Source organism: Pseudoalteromonas sp. MMG033 (assembly GCF_057197785.1).
The window spans coordinates 3,469,901-3,488,424 of record NZ_CM170070.1; the positions used below are offsets into that span (position 1 = coordinate 3,469,901).

General features: G+C 40.4%; 14 protein-coding genes. 11 read left to right on the forward strand and 3 right to left on the reverse strand.

All coding sequences use genetic code 11. The features are described from left to right. Nucleotides 1-28: 28 nt before the first annotated feature. Entirely contained in the window at nt 29-1,237 is a 1,209-nt protein-coding gene (locus tag AC2CZC_RS15110) for an endonuclease/exonuclease/phosphatase family protein (RefSeq protein ID WP_484582426.1), read from the reverse strand. Nucleotides 1,238-1,526: 289 nt separating this feature from the next. Between AC2CZC_RS15110 and AC2CZC_RS15115 the strand changes: the two genes are divergently transcribed. The 5 genes from AC2CZC_RS15115 to AC2CZC_RS15135 all read left to right on the forward strand — a co-directional run bounded on the left by AC2CZC_RS15115 (nt 1,527) and on the right by AC2CZC_RS15135 (nt 7,581). Then, nucleotides 1,527-2,087, forward strand: coding sequence for a GNAT family N-acetyltransferase (locus AC2CZC_RS15115; RefSeq protein ID WP_484582427.1), 561 nt, complete (start codon nt 1,527-1,529; stop codon nt 2,085-2,087). 224 nt (nt 2,088-2,311) lie between these two features. Continuing rightward, nucleotides 2,312-2,716: a VOC family protein gene (locus tag AC2CZC_RS15120; protein WP_484582428.1), complete on the forward strand. Its 405-nt coding sequence runs from the start codon at nt 2,312-2,314 to the stop codon at nt 2,714-2,716. 305 nt (nt 2,717-3,021) lie between these two features. Continuing rightward, entirely contained in the window at nt 3,022-4,989 is a 1,968-nt protein-coding gene (locus AC2CZC_RS15125) for a pyridoxal phosphate-dependent decarboxylase family protein (RefSeq protein WP_484582429.1), read from the forward strand. A gap of 192 nt (nt 4,990-5,181) precedes the next feature. Continuing rightward, on the forward strand, nt 5,182-6,450 hold the full coding sequence (locus AC2CZC_RS15130) for a hypothetical protein (RefSeq protein ID WP_484582430.1): 1,269 nt from the start codon (nt 5,182-5,184) through the stop codon (nt 6,448-6,450). Nucleotides 6,451-6,615: 165 nt separating this feature from the next. Continuing rightward, nucleotides 6,616-7,581 carry a hypothetical protein gene (locus AC2CZC_RS15135; protein WP_484582431.1) on the forward strand — a complete coding sequence of 322 codons (966 nt, stop codon included), beginning with the start codon at nt 6,616-6,618 and terminating at the stop codon, nt 7,579-7,581. Nucleotides 7,582-7,645: 64 nt separating this feature from the next. Here the strand turns inward: AC2CZC_RS15135 and AC2CZC_RS15140 are convergent, their stop codons facing one another. Both AC2CZC_RS15140 and AC2CZC_RS15145 read right to left on the reverse strand, forming a co-directional pair. Continuing rightward, nucleotides 7,646-8,770, reverse strand: a complete 1,125-nt coding sequence (locus AC2CZC_RS15140; protein WP_155733176.1) for a hypothetical protein — start codon at nt 8,768-8,770, stop codon at nt 7,646-7,648. 363 nt (nt 8,771-9,133) lie between these two features. Beyond that, nucleotides 9,134-10,396 carry an FG-GAP repeat protein gene (locus tag AC2CZC_RS15145; protein ID WP_063364085.1) on the reverse strand — a complete coding sequence of 421 codons (1,263 nt, stop codon included), beginning with the start codon at nt 10,394-10,396 and terminating at the stop codon, nt 9,134-9,136. A 243-nt stretch (nt 10,397-10,639) separates the two neighbouring features. Here AC2CZC_RS15145 and AC2CZC_RS15150 point away from each other — a divergent pair, with 243 nt between their 5' ends. The 6 genes from AC2CZC_RS15150 (at nt 10,640) to AC2CZC_RS15175 (ending at nt 18,480) form a co-directional block, all read left to right on the forward strand. Beyond that, complete coding sequence (locus AC2CZC_RS15150; RefSeq protein WP_237138763.1) at nt 10,640-11,170, forward strand: hypothetical protein; 531 nt, start codon at nt 10,640-10,642, stop codon at nt 11,168-11,170. A 262-nt stretch (nt 11,171-11,432) separates the two neighbouring features. Then, nucleotides 11,433-12,965 carry a leucyl aminopeptidase gene (locus AC2CZC_RS15155; RefSeq protein WP_237138762.1) on the forward strand — a complete coding sequence of 511 codons (1,533 nt, stop codon included), beginning with the start codon at nt 11,433-11,435 and terminating at the stop codon, nt 12,963-12,965. Nucleotides 12,966-13,386: 421 nt separating this feature from the next. Further along, nucleotides 13,387-13,572: a hypothetical protein gene (locus tag AC2CZC_RS15160; RefSeq protein WP_484582432.1), complete on the forward strand. Its 186-nt coding sequence runs from the start codon at nt 13,387-13,389 to the stop codon at nt 13,570-13,572. A 571-nt stretch (nt 13,573-14,143) separates the two neighbouring features. Then, nucleotides 14,144-14,839, forward strand: coding sequence for a response regulator transcription factor (locus AC2CZC_RS15165; protein WP_484582433.1), 696 nt, complete (start codon nt 14,144-14,146; stop codon nt 14,837-14,839). 9 nt (nt 14,840-14,848) lie between these two features. Then, a complete protein-coding gene (locus AC2CZC_RS15170; protein WP_484582434.1) occupies nt 14,849-16,603 on the forward strand; it encodes a sensor histidine kinase in 1,755 nt (584 codons plus the stop codon). A gap of 233 nt (nt 16,604-16,836) precedes the next feature. After that, the gene (locus tag AC2CZC_RS15175) at nt 16,837-18,480 is read left to right on the forward strand and encodes an FAD-binding oxidoreductase (RefSeq protein ID WP_484582435.1); all 1,644 of its coding nucleotides are present in this window, start codon (nt 16,837-16,839) and stop codon (nt 18,478-18,480) included. Nucleotides 18,481-18,524 lie beyond the last annotated feature (44 nt).

Here is an 18,524-nt window from a genome sequence, read left to right on the forward strand (position 1 = left end):
GCAGGCCAATTAGCCTGCTCGTGTGTAATTATTTTACACAAGTATTTGGCAGGAGAATATCAACCCACACTAATCTGTGATCAGAAGAAGCAGCTCTATTAGCCACTAATTCAGCGCCGGGCTCGTGTTGTGCAGGCCAAAATACACCACCATTAATGACATTTAAATCGCTAGATGGCAGCACGTAATCAGCGCGCATTCCCCAATGTGCAGTGTGTGCCACTGCATTTGCATTTTGCGGTTTGTTTAATCTTCCACCTTCTGATTTAGGCGTTGCTAAATTGTTTACTCGACTGTGTGTGAGGAGCTGCTTGATGGCATTAGGGTGGCCATCACCATCGACGTCACTTGCATTTAAATCACCGACAATCACAAAAGATGAACCGTTGAAACCGCCTTTCACACCTGCGTCATCATAAATGTATTTGTGACCAGTTGCAGAAATATAGTCTTTCCAAAGCCTTAGTTCATCATGATTTCTTTTACCATTTCTATCCTCAGGCCCATCAAAAACAGGTGGCGTTGGGTGGCTAGCAAGCACGTTTAGCTGCTGGTTGCAGATCTGAACTGGAATATCCCAGTGAGACTTTGAAGAAAGGCGCATGATGTCACGTTCAGATTGAGCATACCAGCTCTTACCATCTTTGGTGGTTGGCATCATGTTATTTGGCATATCTTTCCATAAAAAGTTTTGAAAAGTACGTACTTGATCAGCGTCTATTGGGAACTTTGATAGCAGCACCATGCCGTATTGGCCCGGATATTTGCCAAATCCATAATGAGTGAGTTTGCTGTCTTTGCCAGTCAAAGGTGTTTTAACGCCCGTATTGACAGGTGCTAAATATACATGAGGATAAGAAATTGGCTCAAAGCCATTTTGAGATACCTCTAAGTATTTACTTTTAAATAAGTTTATACCTTGCTCAGGGTCGGCAATATAGTCAAATTCATTTAAAAGGATAATGTCAGGACGTGTGCGTTGAATGATCTCGGCAATATTATTGATTTGCTTTATTTCACCGCTTTTTAACGCCTTAGTTAATACGTTACCAGAAACATCTAACGCTTTATCAGCTTGATAGTTGGTTGCTTCCATACTCACGTTAAACGTTGCAACACGTATCGTGGTGTCGTTAACAGTGGCTGTGTCAGTTGTCGTTGTTTGCGTTGATGTTTGCTGACAGCCTGTGCCTAGCAAAGTGGCAGCTAAGGCGATAGATACTAGTGATGGTCTCATTATTAACCTAATACAAAATGCAATTGGCGATAGTCTACCTGTTTGTTGTTCAAAGAGGGTTTAAAAGTATGTTAATTATTTGGTTTTTTTATTTGTTGAGAATAATTATGTAGATACTTCACAAACAATGAATATGCTGATAGTTTTTGTTATGGGTACTTAAAGTTACAAAAGAATTTGTAATTAGCCTAAAAACTGCGTTTTACAAAAATATAGTTAACTGAGCGAAGGTGCACAGTAAAACACACAAAAACACCTGTTGTAGTATTTTACACTTAGGAGTAAGGCCTTGGTAAAACTAGAAGTAAATGATGAAATTTGTTTGAAGTTATTGTCTTTGTCGGATGCCCCAACGTTATTTACACTCGTTGATGACAACAGGCAGTATCTAAAACAGTGGCTACCTTGGCTTGATTTTACCCAGTCAGTTCAAGACTCTGAAGCATTCATTAAAACAACTCAAAAGCAATTACATGATGAGCTTGGTTTGATGGGCGGGATATATTTAAATCATGCCTTGGTAGGCATGTGTGGATATCATCCCATAGATAAAAGAAATGGATGTGCATCAATTGGTTATTGGCTTGCTAAAAAGTATCAAGGGCAGGGTATTGCAACCCAATCTGTGAGCTACTTAATTGATCATGCATTTGAAACCTTAGCGCTTAATAAGGTCTCCCTTTCTATTGCAGAGCACAATTACAAAAGCCAAGACATTGCGCTTCGATTAGGTTTTGTGAATAAAGAGTTTAAGCCTGACGCTGAGTTTTTATATGACCATAGAGTGAATCACATCTGTTATTGGATGGCGCGTGAGGAGTGGTTAGCACATCAGGCGCATATTGATTAACAGGTTTTTGTTGGTCGTATTGAGTTAACAGCGTCATATCTCAACCGCCAAGATGAGTGCGGGGTGCTTTAATTTAATCAAAGTCTTATCCTGTGTTAAATATGTACTTAGCACAGATATTACTTATTAATCTGTTCCGATAGGTGTTACGCGCCTCATCTTGAGCGACTTTATTGCTTGCGTAATTTCTAGTATAAACTGGGCTTTTTCTCATGGATAAAAGTATGACCCAGCCAATAAAGCAGCAAATTGGTAACATCGCACTCGTCGTTGAAAGCTATGATGATGCCATTGAGTTTTACACACAAAAACTACAGTTTACCCTAGTTGAAGACACTGATTTAGGTGCTGGTAAGCGTTGGGTTCAGGTTGCCCCACCAAATTCAAATGGCACTAATTTGCTGTTGGCAAAAGCAAGCAATGATGAACAACGACAGGCGATCGGTAACCAAAGCGGTGGACGGGTGTTTTTGTTCTTACAAACTAATGATTTTTGGCGTGATTACCATTTTATGAAAGACAATGGCGTAGTGTTTCATGAAGAGCCAAGAGTTGAACAGTACGCAACTGTAGTCGTTTTCGAAGATTTATATGGCAACAAGTGGGATTTGTTAGAACTAAAAAAATAATTGCTGGCTCGAAGAAGGAGCTTCGTTAAGCTGTTTATCGAATATAGGCATATACCAAAAAATAGCGTCATTATTTGTATTTAAGTTTGTTTTACCTCAAACCACTGTTTAATAAACACACTTCAATTAAATTTTTTATTAATTACTGAGTCTATGAAACGTATTCTTGATGCGTTCATATATTGCTTTGCCCTAACTATACGGGAAAACGAGCGGTATACAGTGCACAGGATAGCAGCATGTGAGCGCATTAACGCGATGGCATGGTGAATGATTGTTTAAATATACAGACTGAGTAAACTAACATGGATATACGCCTTTTCTCTCCTTACTTTCTTGGCTCTTATGGTGAAAATAACCACGAGTTTGAAGATATCTTTTTAGAGTTCTTTCGGGATCACGTTTATTGGCGACGTAGTTTTCATCCAGAAGATTTACCGCCCGTCTCAATTATTGAAAAACAGTCTTCCCATTACCTAGAAACCATGGCTAAAACTAAGCAAGAACTGCATAAGCTGAGTGCGGATTTAAAGCAATCAGTGCCGTTTTCAAACCCACGTTATATTGGGCATATGGCGTCTGATTTGCTGCTACCGGGAATGCTGGCGCAATTTATTACTGCGCTGTATAACCCCAATAATGTTACAGAAGAAGCTGCGCCAGTCACCGTTAAAATGGAGTTGGAAGTGGGTAATAAACTAGCGCAAATGTTTGGCTATAACTTGGATACAGACAAAGGTGCAGTCGCTTGGGGACATTTAACCTCAGGTGGTACGGTGGCGAACTATCAGAGCTTATGGATGTTTCGCTCCGTGAAGTACTACCCATTGGCGGTAAAGCGCTGTGGTGAGCTGGCAGATATTGACTTTGTGGATGGGCAAGGGCGTTCATTGCAAAGCATGTCTACTTGGGAGCTAATGAATCTCTCGATTGACGAAGTAGTGCAAATTCGTGTCAATTGCTTAAATAAGCTCAAAGCCATGGGTGATGAGAAATATGATGAACTGATCGAGTTACTTAGAGAGCAGCGCATTGAGCACCAAGGTCACATTGACTTTTTTGACCAACATAAAGATTTAAAACAGCCCGTGGTGTTTGTGCCAGCCACTGCTCATTATTCATGGATAAAAGCCATGAAGATTTTGGGTATAGGCAGTAAAAACCTATGGCAAGTCCCCACAGATGAAAAAATGCGCTTAGACCCCGCAGCACTTAAGCAGTTATTGCTTAAAGCTAAATCTGAAAACCGTACCGTCCTTGCGGTGATTGGCGTCTTGGGGACTACTGAGTTTGGTACCGTTGACCCTATCGCTGACATTGTATCTTTGCGTGACGAAATGATCCGAAATGAGGGATTGAATTACTATATTCACGTGGATGCCGCATGGGGTGGCTACTTGTCGTCTGTATTTAGAAATGAAGACAATCGAATGCGCGAGCATGAAGAGGTCAAAGCAGGGTTTGAATACTTCCCATCTGTCAAAGTCTACAATGCATTTGCCGCGCTATGTGAGACTGACTCCATTACGGTTGACCCACATAAGCTAGGTTATATGCCCTTTGGCAGCGGTGCATTTATCGCCAGAAACAAAAATATGTGTGGCTTTGTGGTGCAAGAAGCTGCCTATGTATTTGATAAAAAGAACCGATTTGTTGAGCCTGAGCCTAAATTAAATCAGTTAGGTCAGTATATTATGGAAGGCTCAAAGCCGGGAGCAGCCGCAGCAGCAAGTTATGTGGCGCAAAATGTTTTACCACTCAATGCTGAGCATTTCGGAAAATTACCAGCGAGCACAATTCGCACCACAGAAGTGTTTTACCATAAGATTGCAGCATTGAGTGAAAAACTGGCAGGCAAAGCGACCTTGATTGCGCCCATAGAGCCAGACACAAACCTGATTTGCTTGGCTATTAATCCCGCGGGTAACACCAGTACTCGAGTGTTAAATGACTTTACTCGCAAAGTGTTTGAGCACATTAAAATTGAGAAGTCGACGCCAATGTTTAGTAAGGAGTTTATTGGCTCTTATACTTCTATTTTTAGAAAAAACATCAATGATAAAGTAGCACATAATTTATGTATTAAGCTTGGTCTTGATCCGCACTCGTTTGTGAGAGATGTTGAACAGGTTGAGTATCAAGATAACGCACTGTTTGTCTTACGACATACTTTGATGAACCCATGGTTATCAGATGATAAAAATGGCGTTACTTATATGGATATGTATCTTAACTACCTTGAGGAAATCATTTTGAAGTTAGTAGAGCAATAAATTCGGCCTATAAAAGATGCTGAGCTTTGGCCTGACAACGATGTCTGGGCTGAGCTTGGCAGATTAAAAGGTGAATATCTCAAGTTAATTCAGTCGACTGGATTATCTGCTTTTTGCTTGAGGTTGTTTTTTTGTACTGAAATAAAAAGCGGATTGTATTACCAGACTCATTATTTTTCATAAGGGACAAAAATGAAAAGAATCTGTTTTGGAATCGTATTACTACTTTTATCTGTATCCGTGTTTGCGCGGCATGAAGGAGACTTATGTTGGGGGTGGGATGATAGCAATCCACCCGAACTTAAAGAAGAGGCGCTAAGAAGCTTTTTGGCCGATAGCCGGATAGGTAATATTTATATCTGTGGACAACCCATATTAATTACCAAACCTTTGATAATTGATAGGCCTGTCCGATTTGAAGGTATAGGGCATACCGCTCAGATTATTGCTAAAAGTAAGTTTGCCGATTCTGCTGCTATGCTCAAGTTTACCGAAAATGCCAGTGGGAGCCAGATCAGGCAAGTTGTGATTGATGGGGGCTTTTTAGCAACAAAAGGCGTAGAAGTACAAGGTGTGGATGGCATTGATATTTCTTACTCGGTATTCAGTCGTTTTTTAGGAACTGATTTTAAAACTGGCACAATAACGCATTACTCAGAAATTTACCCAGCTCGGGCGATTCAGATCACAAACAGTCGTAATATTCATATTTTCAATAATTTCATAGATAGAGTTGGAGGGTATGACGCCAGTTCTGATAGGTATTTTAATGGTGTAGATCTTGTGAGGGAAGGACGTTTGGCGCACAGGGGAATATCTATAGTCGGGTCAGCTTCTGGTCAGGTAGAAGTATCTAAAAATACCATTCGTGATGTTTATGGTTATTTAGATTCAAGCGCAATTTACGTACAAAGTATGGACTGTGTGGATCGTTGTTATTATGGAGTTATATCAGATAATGAAATTAATGCTTTTGGTAATAATGGCATTAAGCTTTTAGCAAGTAATTTCAATGTTCACTACAACCGCCTCTTTTCAAATGGTCAAAGTAACAGTGTGGATCGCCAAACAATAGGCACTACTTCATCAGCTATATTCTCACTTTGCCACTCGACGCCATGCTCAGAAAATATAATTTCAAGCAATGTCATAGAGTTACAGAGGGCTTATAGAGGGATCCAAGCTATCGGTGAGCATTATGTTGGCGGTAATCAAGTCACAATTCATAGCCCACATATAACAGCCAGAGGTATGCTTACCTATGAGTTTTCACTTCAGGTTAGCTCAGGGTTGAGCCACTTCAGTGGTAACCGTATTTATGGGGAGGCTAAAAACCCGCATTTAGGTGCGACAAACTACGCGGATGGATACTGCATTAATAGTGTTTCACACACTTACCGTAGTGAGTTTTACCATGACTGTGATCCTGTGTTGCCCAGCACTGTAAGACTAAGGCAATAAAGGTAAATTCACTCACCCACTTTCGCAGCTTAGTTGGGTGAGTGAGACATGCTGCGACACCGCTGCACATAGTGCTTGTTCCTTGCTTTTATTTCTTTAAATTCCTGCTCAATTTATAGACTTTATTGCCGATAACCAAATTACATGGATGGGTTAGGAGGAGCTATGAAAATTGAAAGTGCACAAATTGAAATGCGTAACAAACATGAAGGGCAATTTCACGTCAGTGAGCAGCGTACAGAAGTTACAATGCCAGAAGAGGAGCAAAGTGCTTTGCCCATGGCTGACACTGAAGTTGCTAAGGCAGAGCAAGCAGCGAGTGACATGGAAATGGGCAACGATGCTAAGCTGTATATTCTTAAGTTATTGGTACAGAAGCTAACCGGAAAAGAAGTGAGTTGGTACGATGACACCATAGGTAAGGACGTAGCAGAGGCTGAAGCTGCCGCTGAGCTTGCAGCTGCAGATGCCGAGCAGCCCGAGCCAACTCATGTTATTGTTGAGCGTTTAAGTCACGAGCACCAATCTAATGTATTTAAAGTAGGTGGGCAAATTACACTCCAAAATGGCGAGCAAATTGCTTTTGCGTTTAAGTCTGTATTTGAGCAATCCCACACCAGTTACGAGCGTACGATTGAAGATATAAATATGAAAGATCCGCTGATTATCAGCTTTACCAATAAGGCAGTTGAGCTGGATAGTGAGCAGATGCAGTTTGATATTGATGCCGATGGCAAAGCAGATACATTCTCCCATCTTAAAAAAGGCTATGGCTTTTTGGCGCTGGATTTAAACAATAATTCACGCATTGATGATGGCACTGAACTGTTTGGTGCGTTAAGTGGTAATGGTTTTGCTGATTTAGCTCAATACGATCAAGATGGCAACGGCTTTATTGACGAAAATGACGAGGTATTTGACAGCCTCAAAGTGTGGATAAAAAACAAAGATGAAGACAAGTTGGTGACACTGTCAGAGGCCAATATTGGCGCTATCGGGTTGCAAAATGCAGATACCCCTATGAATATTCGCGAGCAAGGCGAGCTGAAAGGTGCAATCAGAAAATCAGGTTTTTATCTGGACGAGCAGGGTACACCGAACTTAGTGCAGCAGATTGATTATGTGGTTTAGTTAACTGTGTACAAGCGACTAAAAATAAAAATCGACTTGGGGAATTGCAATATGTATTTAATTATTAAGGCTCTAGTTTTTTGGTCTGTTTATATGTTTTATACCGCCGGTTTACTATTTCTTTGTATCTTTTATAATCAGAAAAGGCATCAGAGAGCAGCTTCAAGTCGATGTTAAGCTCTAAGCCTTGTAATTGAATGAATGTAAATAAGTTAATAAATATGCAGTGCGAAAACCTAAGTTCATCTCTAGAGTAAGAAAATGGTACCCTGAGAATTGCAATGAAACTTCTCATTTCGTTCATTGAGATTAATGTCTTTCCTTTTCGCCATCTATCAAATTTTTTCTTTATAGCGGTGATATCAGGTTCATGTAACTCAGGAGAGTTTGAACTAATGGGCGGGTTCGTGATATCTGGATCTTGCATTCTCTTTTTAGCTATATCGCGATATAGGTCGGCCCATTTGATAGTCCGCTCGTTGGCATAGCCATGCTCGTCGCGTGACCATGCTTTTTTGAAATTAATAAGGAACTGTTCTGTTGAAAGGCTTAGTTTGTTAGTTTTCTCATTGAAGATTGGTAAAACCTTGTGGAGATATGAATATTCAGTAGTATTAAATTCAAGCTCCAAAAATAATTCAAATAAAGCTGCCCAGTACATTACTGATTTAACTAAATAAATATACATGGTGTTGCCGTCTAGATCAAAGTTGTTCTGTGTCTTGATGCTAAGCCATGTTTTTAAGTAACTTTCTATTAACTCAATGCTTTTAGCGGAACTTAGTTCTTCCAAAATAGTATGCTCAAGGTCACAATGAGCCTCTAGAAAGCTCCAGTAATATCTTAAAGCAATGTCTTCTTCCTGATTGTTATACTTACCGCCGTTAACAAAGGATTTTAATAAGTACCAGCTACCCATATTTTGTGGGTTAGGTTCTCGACTAAAGTTTAGCTTAAGAGAATCAGTATCAATATTGAAGTACGATTCAAAAATAGATAATCGTCTTCTACCATGCCTTATATCTCTAAAGATTTGATGATCGTGTGAAATGTTTTTATCTCTTTTAAGTTTTCTGGCGAGCTTAACTAATAAGTCTGATTCTGATGAAATGCACTTTAATGAAATTATGATTAACTCCGGCAGGTAATTAAACAGTAACCCTTTATTCATGCTTGTAGGAAATATCATATTTCAGTGAAAAGTCCCTTTTTTCTATTTGCTTATATGAAAAACTAACACTCAATTAAACAATAGAAAAGGAAATGTTATGACAAAATCTAAAATTACACCGCGAAACAACTCTGCAAATATGCCAAATGCTAATAAGGGTACACCAGGAACTAATAGGCAACACGATCAAGTTCATGGGAACCGGAGTAAACAAATTCAAAGGAGGCGTCAAGGGAAGAAATAACCTATAACAATTGGAAGTCTGAAAATATATGTAGGTTGGAGTAAGCTGACTTTTCATGATTATAGATTTTACTAAAAAACAATTAATGAACAAAAATCGCTCTTTTAATTGTTTTTTAGTATTTATTCAGATGGATATTATTTCACTTTATCATGTCGATTTGACGCAACTGCTTTACTACCTTCTAAATCCAGCATATACACCGCACCTGATGAATTGCCGTTATCATCGCGATGTGGTGCGGCAACGATGGCATGTTGATTTGATAGCGCGAGATTCCAGCCAAATCTGTCATCGATTTTTCCGTCTTTGGCGACGATCTTTGATGTGTAGTGCCACTGGCTACCTTGTTTTTTATACATATAGACAGCACCTGCATTGCTGCCGTTGGCGTCATGGTGCATCGCACTAATTAGGGCGGTGTCATTAGAGAGTGTTACGCCGCGTGCAAATCGGTCATCTGCATGAGCATCTGGCGCGACCAGCTTTTGTGTTTGCGTCCATTTTCCATCCGTGCGCTCAAAAATGTACGCTGAACCTGCATCCTCACCTACACCTTCAATATCGTCTCTTCTGGCAGAGATCAGTGCAGTATCGCCTCGCAGCGCAACTCGTACTCCGAAGATATCTGTATGTCCACCATCTTTTGCCATCAGTTTAGCTTGTTGCTGCCACTGTTTACCATCAAATTCATAGGCATAAACTGCACCGGCCTCTTGTGCTATTTCATCATGTAAGTCTGCACCGACAAGAATGGTATTACCATCAATCGCCACACTAATACCGAATAAATCATCCGCAGCACCGTCTTTGGCTGTGAGTTTTGTTTGATACTGCCAAGCACCGTTTTCGCGAGTATATACATAAGCTGAACCAGAGTCTTTGTGTGGAGCGTCACTGTGCGGCGCACCGATGACTAAAAAGCGCTCAGTCAGTGCAATGCTTTGTCCAAATACATCGCCAGCTTTACCATCAATTGCAGTTAAAATTTGTTTTTGTGTCCAAGTGTTGCCTTGTTTTTCGAATACCACCACGGCGCCAGAGTCTTTACCTCGGCTGTCTCTTCTTGATACACCTAACATGGCCATATTATTTTTAAGTGCCACATTACCACCAAGTGTGTCCTCGCTGAATGCAGGCTCTGCCACTAACTTTGCTTGTTGGTACCAGCCGTTGCTGCCGAGTGCATACACGTAGGCGGCCCCTGCATTTTGAATTGTTTTTGTATCCGCTTTAAAGGCACCGATCAGAGCAGTTTTACCGTCTACAGCAACGCTAAATCCAAAACTGTCATCGGCTTTGCCGTCATGAGGTAAAAGTTTCTGTTGATTGGCCTCGCCCTGAGAAGCCACAAGCAGAGTTAGACAAGATAACACTTTAAGTAGAGCACCCGATTTCATTATTATTTTCCTTGGGTTAGATAATGCTGTGCCAATATATGAAACTTTTTAATGCATAACAAGTGTCTACAGCGTCGGGTTTGTGCAAATTTATTCGAGGTTGACTCATATGCTATAAATGTTTGTTGAAACTGATCTTTGACTACTCCATAAGCCTTCTTAGAGTAATGCTGTGTAATAGATTTTTCTTATGAAAGTCCGTAATTTCGTGTCGAACACACATATATCAAAGGATTATCTAAAGTGAAGCTAGTTATACTATCTTTAATGTTTCTTATTGCTATGCCCATGTTTGCAGCGAGTAACGGGCAAGAAACGACAGCAAAAGGTATAAATACACAGGAAGCGCGGATAAAGGCGGAGCTAGAAAAGCGCTTAAATACCGCGATTATCTATTTGTTAGCATCAAATTTTAACGACCCTAGCTATTTGGCCAAATACAAATCTTTAGTCAAGGATTCAGAAGGAGATTTGTCGGTAAAAGCGCTGCGAAAAGCACTTAATGATGCGTCTGATCTGCTTGAAAACGCGCATTTTATCAACCCACGCCAGGCTGTACTTTGTTCTCTTGAAGATTTCCAAAATGGCGCTTGTTTTGCGCCGAGTTGTACACCTTGTATATTGGATAAACCAGGACCATTGGGCACAGGGCTATTGTGTAGGAAGGTAAAGTCGTCAGAATCGCTTCAACCATGTTGCGTAGTTGGTGGTGGTGCACCATGCGAAGTGTTTGATGACCACAGTCGCTTGAAAAACTCCGAGCTGTTTGAATAAACTTATATCAGGGGACCTAGAATAATGTTGAAAGTAAAGTTTTAATATAGGTCCTCTCACATACAAAATACAAAGCAATTTAATTGTCTTAATCCATACACAGCATTTTTGCTTATATTCATCGATAACAAATGGTTACATTCACTCATACGAGGTAAAGTTCATACCGCTTAAACCTTGACTATACTCAGGTCTACTTAAGGTTTTGGCTCTCAAAGCGACACTTTTGAGTGTTATCGGTTTAATTAAGCGGATTAATAGCATGATCAAATTTACACTTGCTGCGCTGACTATGTTGGCTGCAAGCATGGCGCACGCGCTACCTAATATTCAATTCTCTAAACTCGACTTAACGCAAAACAAGCGTTTAATCATTTTTGTTGATAACGCGAATTCATTAAGCGGGCTTGCGGCGCAAGTAAACACAAAAACAAATGGTCAATTGCAAGGCGCAATTGAGAGCGCAGGCTTTAAAAGTGGGTTTGGTAAAACGAAAACGTTTTATGGTCTGGCGCCTTTTGCACAAATTACCGTGATCGGTACTGGCTCTGATGCATTAACACAAGCTCAACTGCAAGACTTAGGTGGCTACGCAGCGGCGAGCACACCAGATAATGGCCATGCTCAGTATGCGATCGTTACTGATGCGCTCAATACTCAAGTTGCAACACCTTCAGCTTGGGTCGCAATGGGTGCAGGTCTTCGCGATTATCACTTTGACAAATATAAATCACAGGCAAAGCAATCCTTACCTCGTAACTTTGTGCTTTATAGTAACAACGTTGCTGCAGCTACTAAAAAATATAATGACGATTTACAGTACATGGTACAAGGCGTACATCTAACCCGTGATATGGCATCAGAGCCGGGTAAATCAATTTATCCGCAGAGCTTTGTAGACAGAGTAAAGGATGCTTTTGATGATATCGATAACGTTGATATCAAGGTTATGAAAGTCAGAGAAATGAAAAAGCGCAATATGGGCGCGATTTTAGGTGTTGGCTTGGGTTCTATCCATGAACCACGCATGTTGGTGATCAACTACCGTGGCGGTAACAAAAAAGACGCGCCAATTGCATTGGTGGGTAAAGGGATCACATTTGATACTGGTGGTATCAGTTTGAAGAAAAACAGCGGTATGTGGCAGATGAAATCTGATTTGTCTGGTGCTGCAGCGGTTGCCGGTACATTATTGGCTGTGGCAAGCAGAGGTGAAAATGTCAATGTTGTCGGTGTGATGCCGCTAGCTGAAAATATGCCAGCGGAAGATGCTATTCGTCCGGGGGATGTACTAACAACAATGCAAGGGACGACGATTGAGATCATCTCAACGGATGCGGAAGGCCGTTTGTTACTAGCCGATGCAGTACGTTATGCACAAGATGAATTTAAACCTAGAATGCTGGTTAACATTGCGACGTTGACAGGATCAGCCGCAAGAGCGTTAAGTGATGAGTATGCGGCCATGGTTACGCGCGACTGGTCTCTTGCTCAAAATATGATGCAAGTTGGTGAAACCAGTGGTGAAGCGGTTTGGCCTCTGCCTCTGCATCCGAATTTCTTTAAGCAAATTAAGTCAGATATTGCAGATATTAAAAACTCAGGTGCAGGTAACCCAGGTGCAAGTATCGGTGCTGCAGTCGTCGCGACGTTTGTAGATAAAGATATTCCATGGGTACACTTGGACATTGCGGGTGTTGATTGGTTAAATCAGCCGATTGCGGTGGCACCGAAAGGTTCTCAAGGCTGGGGTGTGCGTTTTTTAGATCAATTAGTTAGGCAAAGCAGTAACTAGTTGACACCTTTCTTCTAAGTGCACCTATGCTAATGGTGCACTACTTCCTCTCACTTATCTGCCAGTGTGCTTGTGTCTACATGTTAAAAAAATAGAGTCTTATATTCGTTTTTTTCTATTTACTTAATCGCTTTTTTTATCAAGAAATATGTTTGTTTTTTCCATTTAATTAATCAATTTTTCATCAAGAAATATATCTGGTTAATATGGTTTTAAGTTTTTTGCGTTGGAGAATGCTATTGATAAGGGTTGATTTCATTTAAAAATGTTTCAATTGTCATGATTTGTTACAGTGTGCTTTTTTTATTATGGGTTTTTCTGTTTACTTATACTGAATTTATATGTAACTTTTTTATATCCACCTGATGTGGATGAAAGGAAATACCAATAACAATACCTAAAAATTCATTAAGGAAAATAAATGAAATTAAAACTTAACAAAAAGTCAGTAAAAAAACTTTCTGAAAATAAAGCTATTATGGCAGGAATGACGCCTCAAGTTGCTGGTGGTCATCAATTAGCAAGACGCTGGACAAGTCCTTGGGGTGGTGACTGCTGGACAGGAAACGACTATTCGTGCCCAGCAGCTACGTGCGAACAACCTTAATAAGGTGTAATAAGTAGTAGGGGAGCAATCCTCTACTTTCTGAAGTTTATTCTTTTTATCCTTCTGTACAGATTAATCAATTTATTACCTGCTCGTATAACCTGTAAATTATATTTTCCACTTTAATGTTTTGTTTTAATATTTAAAAATAAAATATTAAATTTATTTTTATTCATGCTTTATACTAATTAACTTGCTTTCTATATTTAGAATTCGGTTGGTTTAGAAAACATTGCTTTGTAACATTTTGATGGACGATGGTTGTCGCTGCAAGCAAAGTGTCCATAATCAATGGCAGGCCATTTCGCTTGGTGTTGTTGACGACTATATCCATTAAAATTCAATGTCCCACTCGTTTATTTGTGCTGTTGATGAGATAAAATATTAAGGGAGTAGTCGGCGAATGAGTAAAGTCGAGGGCATTGAGAGTTTACAAAAGTTTGCATTCAAACCTTTGTGAAAACTGGTAAACTGCGTGTTCACAGAAATGGGTTGCTGAGCCATCTATAAAAACTAATGAGAAAGAAGGTCAGCGATCACATCGATTTTTACATCAACAAAAGGAAGTGGTTTGAGCATTAAACCAAAACTGCTCATCGTTGAAGATGAGCCAAGCATTTTAAGGGGCTTGACGGATTTATTTGTATTTCATGGTTATGACGTAGACAGTGCCGTTGACGGAAAAGAAGGCTTAGATAAGGGGCTTTGCGGTGATTACACCTGTATTTTGCTCGATGTTATGCTGCCTTCAATGAATGGCTTTGATATTTGCAATGCACTTCGAGCTCATTCTCGCACGCAACCAATTATGATGCTCACAGCAAAAAATGCAGAAGAAGACATCATTAATGCGCTGACCCTCGGCGCCGACGATTATGTCTCAAAACCTTTTTCAACGTCAGAGTTAGTTTTACGAGTCAGTGCATTAGTTAGGCGCTCAGGGTGGACAGCAAAAGGTGATGTTATCTCGCTCAGTGAGCAAGTTTCCGTGTGCTTACAGTCATTGACGGGTAACTCCTATCAAAAAGAGATGAAATATACCCGCAGAGAAGCGGAGATTTTGGCTTATTTAAATCGCAAAGGCGGTTTAGTGTCACGAGATGATTTGCTAAAAGATGTCTGGGGATACAAAGAAACCAAAGATATAGATACGCGAACGGTAGATATTCATATCGCTAAAATTCGTAAAAAAATAGAAATAGACCCCAAAACACCGAAGCACTTAATCACCCACAGAGGTGAAGGATATCAGCTCTATACACTATAAGAATAACAAATGACTTTTATAAAAAATAAGCGCTTACTTAATTATTCTGAGCGTTTAAGACGATTGCAGATTTCGGCGGTTTTACTCTTATTGCTGCTCCTCATCCCCCTCTCTTTACTGTTTTGTATTAGTTATCAGCAAGCGGAAAAAAACCGCTTGTCTGAGTATCAACAAGAAGCCAGTAATTTAGTCAGGGTTATTAACAGAAAGCTGTTTCGGATGACCAGTGTGAGCAATCAAATTCCGGTTGATGCATTTAACTATTATCGCTATGTACATAACCCAGTTACTAAGCAAACACAAAAAGTAGTCTCACCTTTAGCACAGCTAGATGGGTCACAAAATATAACGGGACTTGTGGGGTATTTTCAAATTGATCATAAGGGCAATTTTAATTCTCCAATTTGGCCAAATGCAATTACAGTTGACGAGTTGTCTGACACTTCCAATGAAATTCAAACTTTAGAGGCTATTACGCGTCGCGAAATGGCTGTATCTGTTTATCGCACTGTATTTCAATCTAAATCGATTAAAGCCATGTTGAATATTGGACTAGACCTTAAAAAAAATCAGTTTGATGTGAACTTCGACTTGCCTGAATATATCATCTTTTATCGTGTTGTCTCTGTTTTGGAACAATCCGTGCTGCAAGGGTATGTAGTAAAAAGAGACCCGTACTTGCACCAGCAAGTGACGGATATACTTGAGAATAGGCGGTTTGATATACCGATTTTGGCAACGCTTAAGATTGTGGATGAGACGCTACCCCATGCACACTTTTTATATCTTCCTTCAGAGAGTACACCGACAGTCTCACAGCCGAAAACAGTAGAAAGTAGTTACATACAACAGCCTATCTATGAAACTCGACTGGATTGGCCATATAAAAACTATACACTATCGGTGACATCAAAGCCTATGCCACTAGCTGAATCAACCATATTTAGCTTGATTTTTAACGGTATTTTATTCATCGCCATCGTTTCTGCTTGCTATGGGTTTTATCGCTTTAGTGTTAAGCAACTTGCGCTTTCAGAAGAGAAGGTTAACTTTATTTCATCGGTAAGCCATGAACTGAAAACGCCCTTAACATCGATAAAGATGTATTCCGAGATGCTTAAATCTGGCATGGTGGCTTCGCCAGAGCACCAAGGCGAGTATTTTGATTTTATCTGTGATGAGAGTGATAGGCTAGCAAGGCTCATTGATAACATTTTACAGCTGTCTGCTTTTGAGCGTCAGCAGCAAAATGTGGCGCCAGAATATGTCCCGCTGACAGTATTACAAAACATTATTCATTCTAAAATTTCGTCATTGACTGACAAGCATGGTTTTAAACAGGTGCATTGTATGGAATTTGCAGAGCCCGAGTCTGTTTTAGCGTATATTGAGCCTGATGCGTTTACGCAAGTGGTGATAAATATCACGGACAATGCCATCAAGTTTTTTGAATCAGCAAACATAGATGACAATGATAGAAAGAAAATTGATTTTACTTTTTGCAGGCACCCCACAAATCAAAATATGGTTCAATTGGAGATCCGAGATTACGGTAATGGCATAAGCAAAGAGCAAGAAGACAAAATATTTGAGCTGTTTTATCGAGGGAGCAGCGAACTGACGCGAAATACCAAAGGGACGGGGATTGGCTTGGCCCTTGTCCGCGAACTAGTGTTGTCACAGCAAGGAGAGGTTCAAGTGCAAAGAAGGCACCCAGGGTTGGCCTTATTGGTCTCATTCAAGTTAAAGCTGAGTGATGAGTAAACAGCTGGTAGGGGTTACTAGCTATCTCTATAAGTTTTAGAGTCATTAAGCTATGGAGTTGATAGGTTTTTCAACTCCAACTTCTATTCATATTTTCGATGTTGTGTAGGCTATGAACCTACCCCTTATTCCACCAAGATATAATATAGCTGTAACAACCTGTAATAGTTTTATTTTATACCTCCACCCACAATAAAGGCATTGTATTAGCACGTATAAAAGGAAGCATCGCAATGTTTTTAACCCAATGCCAAAAAGATGATATTGAGTCAATTGTTGGTACGAGTAATGTGTTTTATCCAAATGATGGATTAAAAGAGTTAGATGGTAAGTACAACGAGTCTCGTAAAGTATTTAATCGCAAATTTGATTTTGTACCAAGCGCGGTAGTCCATGTGACCAATACTGAGAAGGTTTCTGGGCTCATCGCGTATTTGCAGGGGGAGGGTATCGATCTTACTGTTAAATCTGGGGGCCATGACCACGAAGGTGAGTGTGTTGCTACGGGAAAAGTACTGATTGATTTCCAATGCATGGATGCGGTTGAGGTAAGTGATGACAAAGCGCAAGTCAGGATCCAGCCTGGTGCAAAGTTTGTCGATATAAAAAAGGTGCTTGATGCGCATAACCTTGGGATCCCGCATGGAACCTGTATGACAGTAGCGATTGCTGGCTACACAATGGGTGGCGGTTGGGGGCCTTGGACACGCAGATATGGTATGGGCTGTGAGCGGTTAACGGGTGCAACGATTGTGCTTGGTGATGGCACGGTTGAATACCTTGGCGAAAGCGCGACTTACCATAATAAAACTCAGTCTGTTCATAATAGTCAGCTTTTAAGTGCCCTACGCGGTGGCGGTGGGCTGAGTTACGGTGTAGTCACAGAGTTTTTCTTTGAACCATTCGAACTGCCAGAAATCGCACAAAGTTTTGTTATTAAAAGTGACACGATACCTGCACTGAAAAATATTAAAGCAACGACCATTATTGCAGCCTGGGAGCACTTAATTGCAAGCGATAAAAATCAGAACTTAATTGGGACTAACTTAAAAGTTGACGCCAAAGCGGTGGCCTGTGCATCTGAAATCAGCAAAGATGCTGTGCTAGATTGGCAAATGAATGGACATTTTGGTGGCACAGTCGAAGAGCGTGATGCGTTATTAGCTGCATGGGCAAAAATTGTTGGCCTGACTGGTGGGGCAACTTCACAATTAACTGCTGCTAATTCACTGTCGGAACTGTATAAAAAGGTTAATGTAGATACTCAGGTACATTCAAGTACCAGTAATGCAAATGGCTATGCTTTGAATTTTGATAGCTGGGATCGCAGTACTGGTATTGAGCTTGAACCTGATGGTCCTGCACCGCATAAAATTACGTCGAGAATGCCAACCCCTGATTGGGATGAGCAAGGACGAGAAGCGCTTGTGATGTCTTTACAGTCAACGTTGCTCTTTGATCAAAATAGTGACTCGACGGTATCGGCCTATATTACGCTAGGCGCAATAAGTGGGCCGTTCTACACAAATAAGTTCAAAGCCCCATTAAGTGAAAGAGTATCATGTGCATTTCCTTATCAAGACAGACCTTTCACCATTCAATATCAAGCATGGTGGGATCAACCTGACAAAGATAAGCCAGTGAGCAAAGAGAAAGAAATTGCCACGCGTTTTTATGAAAATAGAGCGCAAGACTGGATTGAGTCATGCCGCAGCTATGATATTCCGCAAACTCATGGTTCGTTTATCAGCTTTAAAGATGCTTCGGTTGAAACGAAAGACTACTTTGTCGATAAGTATGAAGAGTTGATCAACACTAAACTAGAGTGTAGTAAAGACGAAAAATGCTTACTTAGAAGCCGTAAGACGATTATTTAAGGCTGTTTTATTTCCAGTCGCATCGCAATCACGCTACCCAAGTT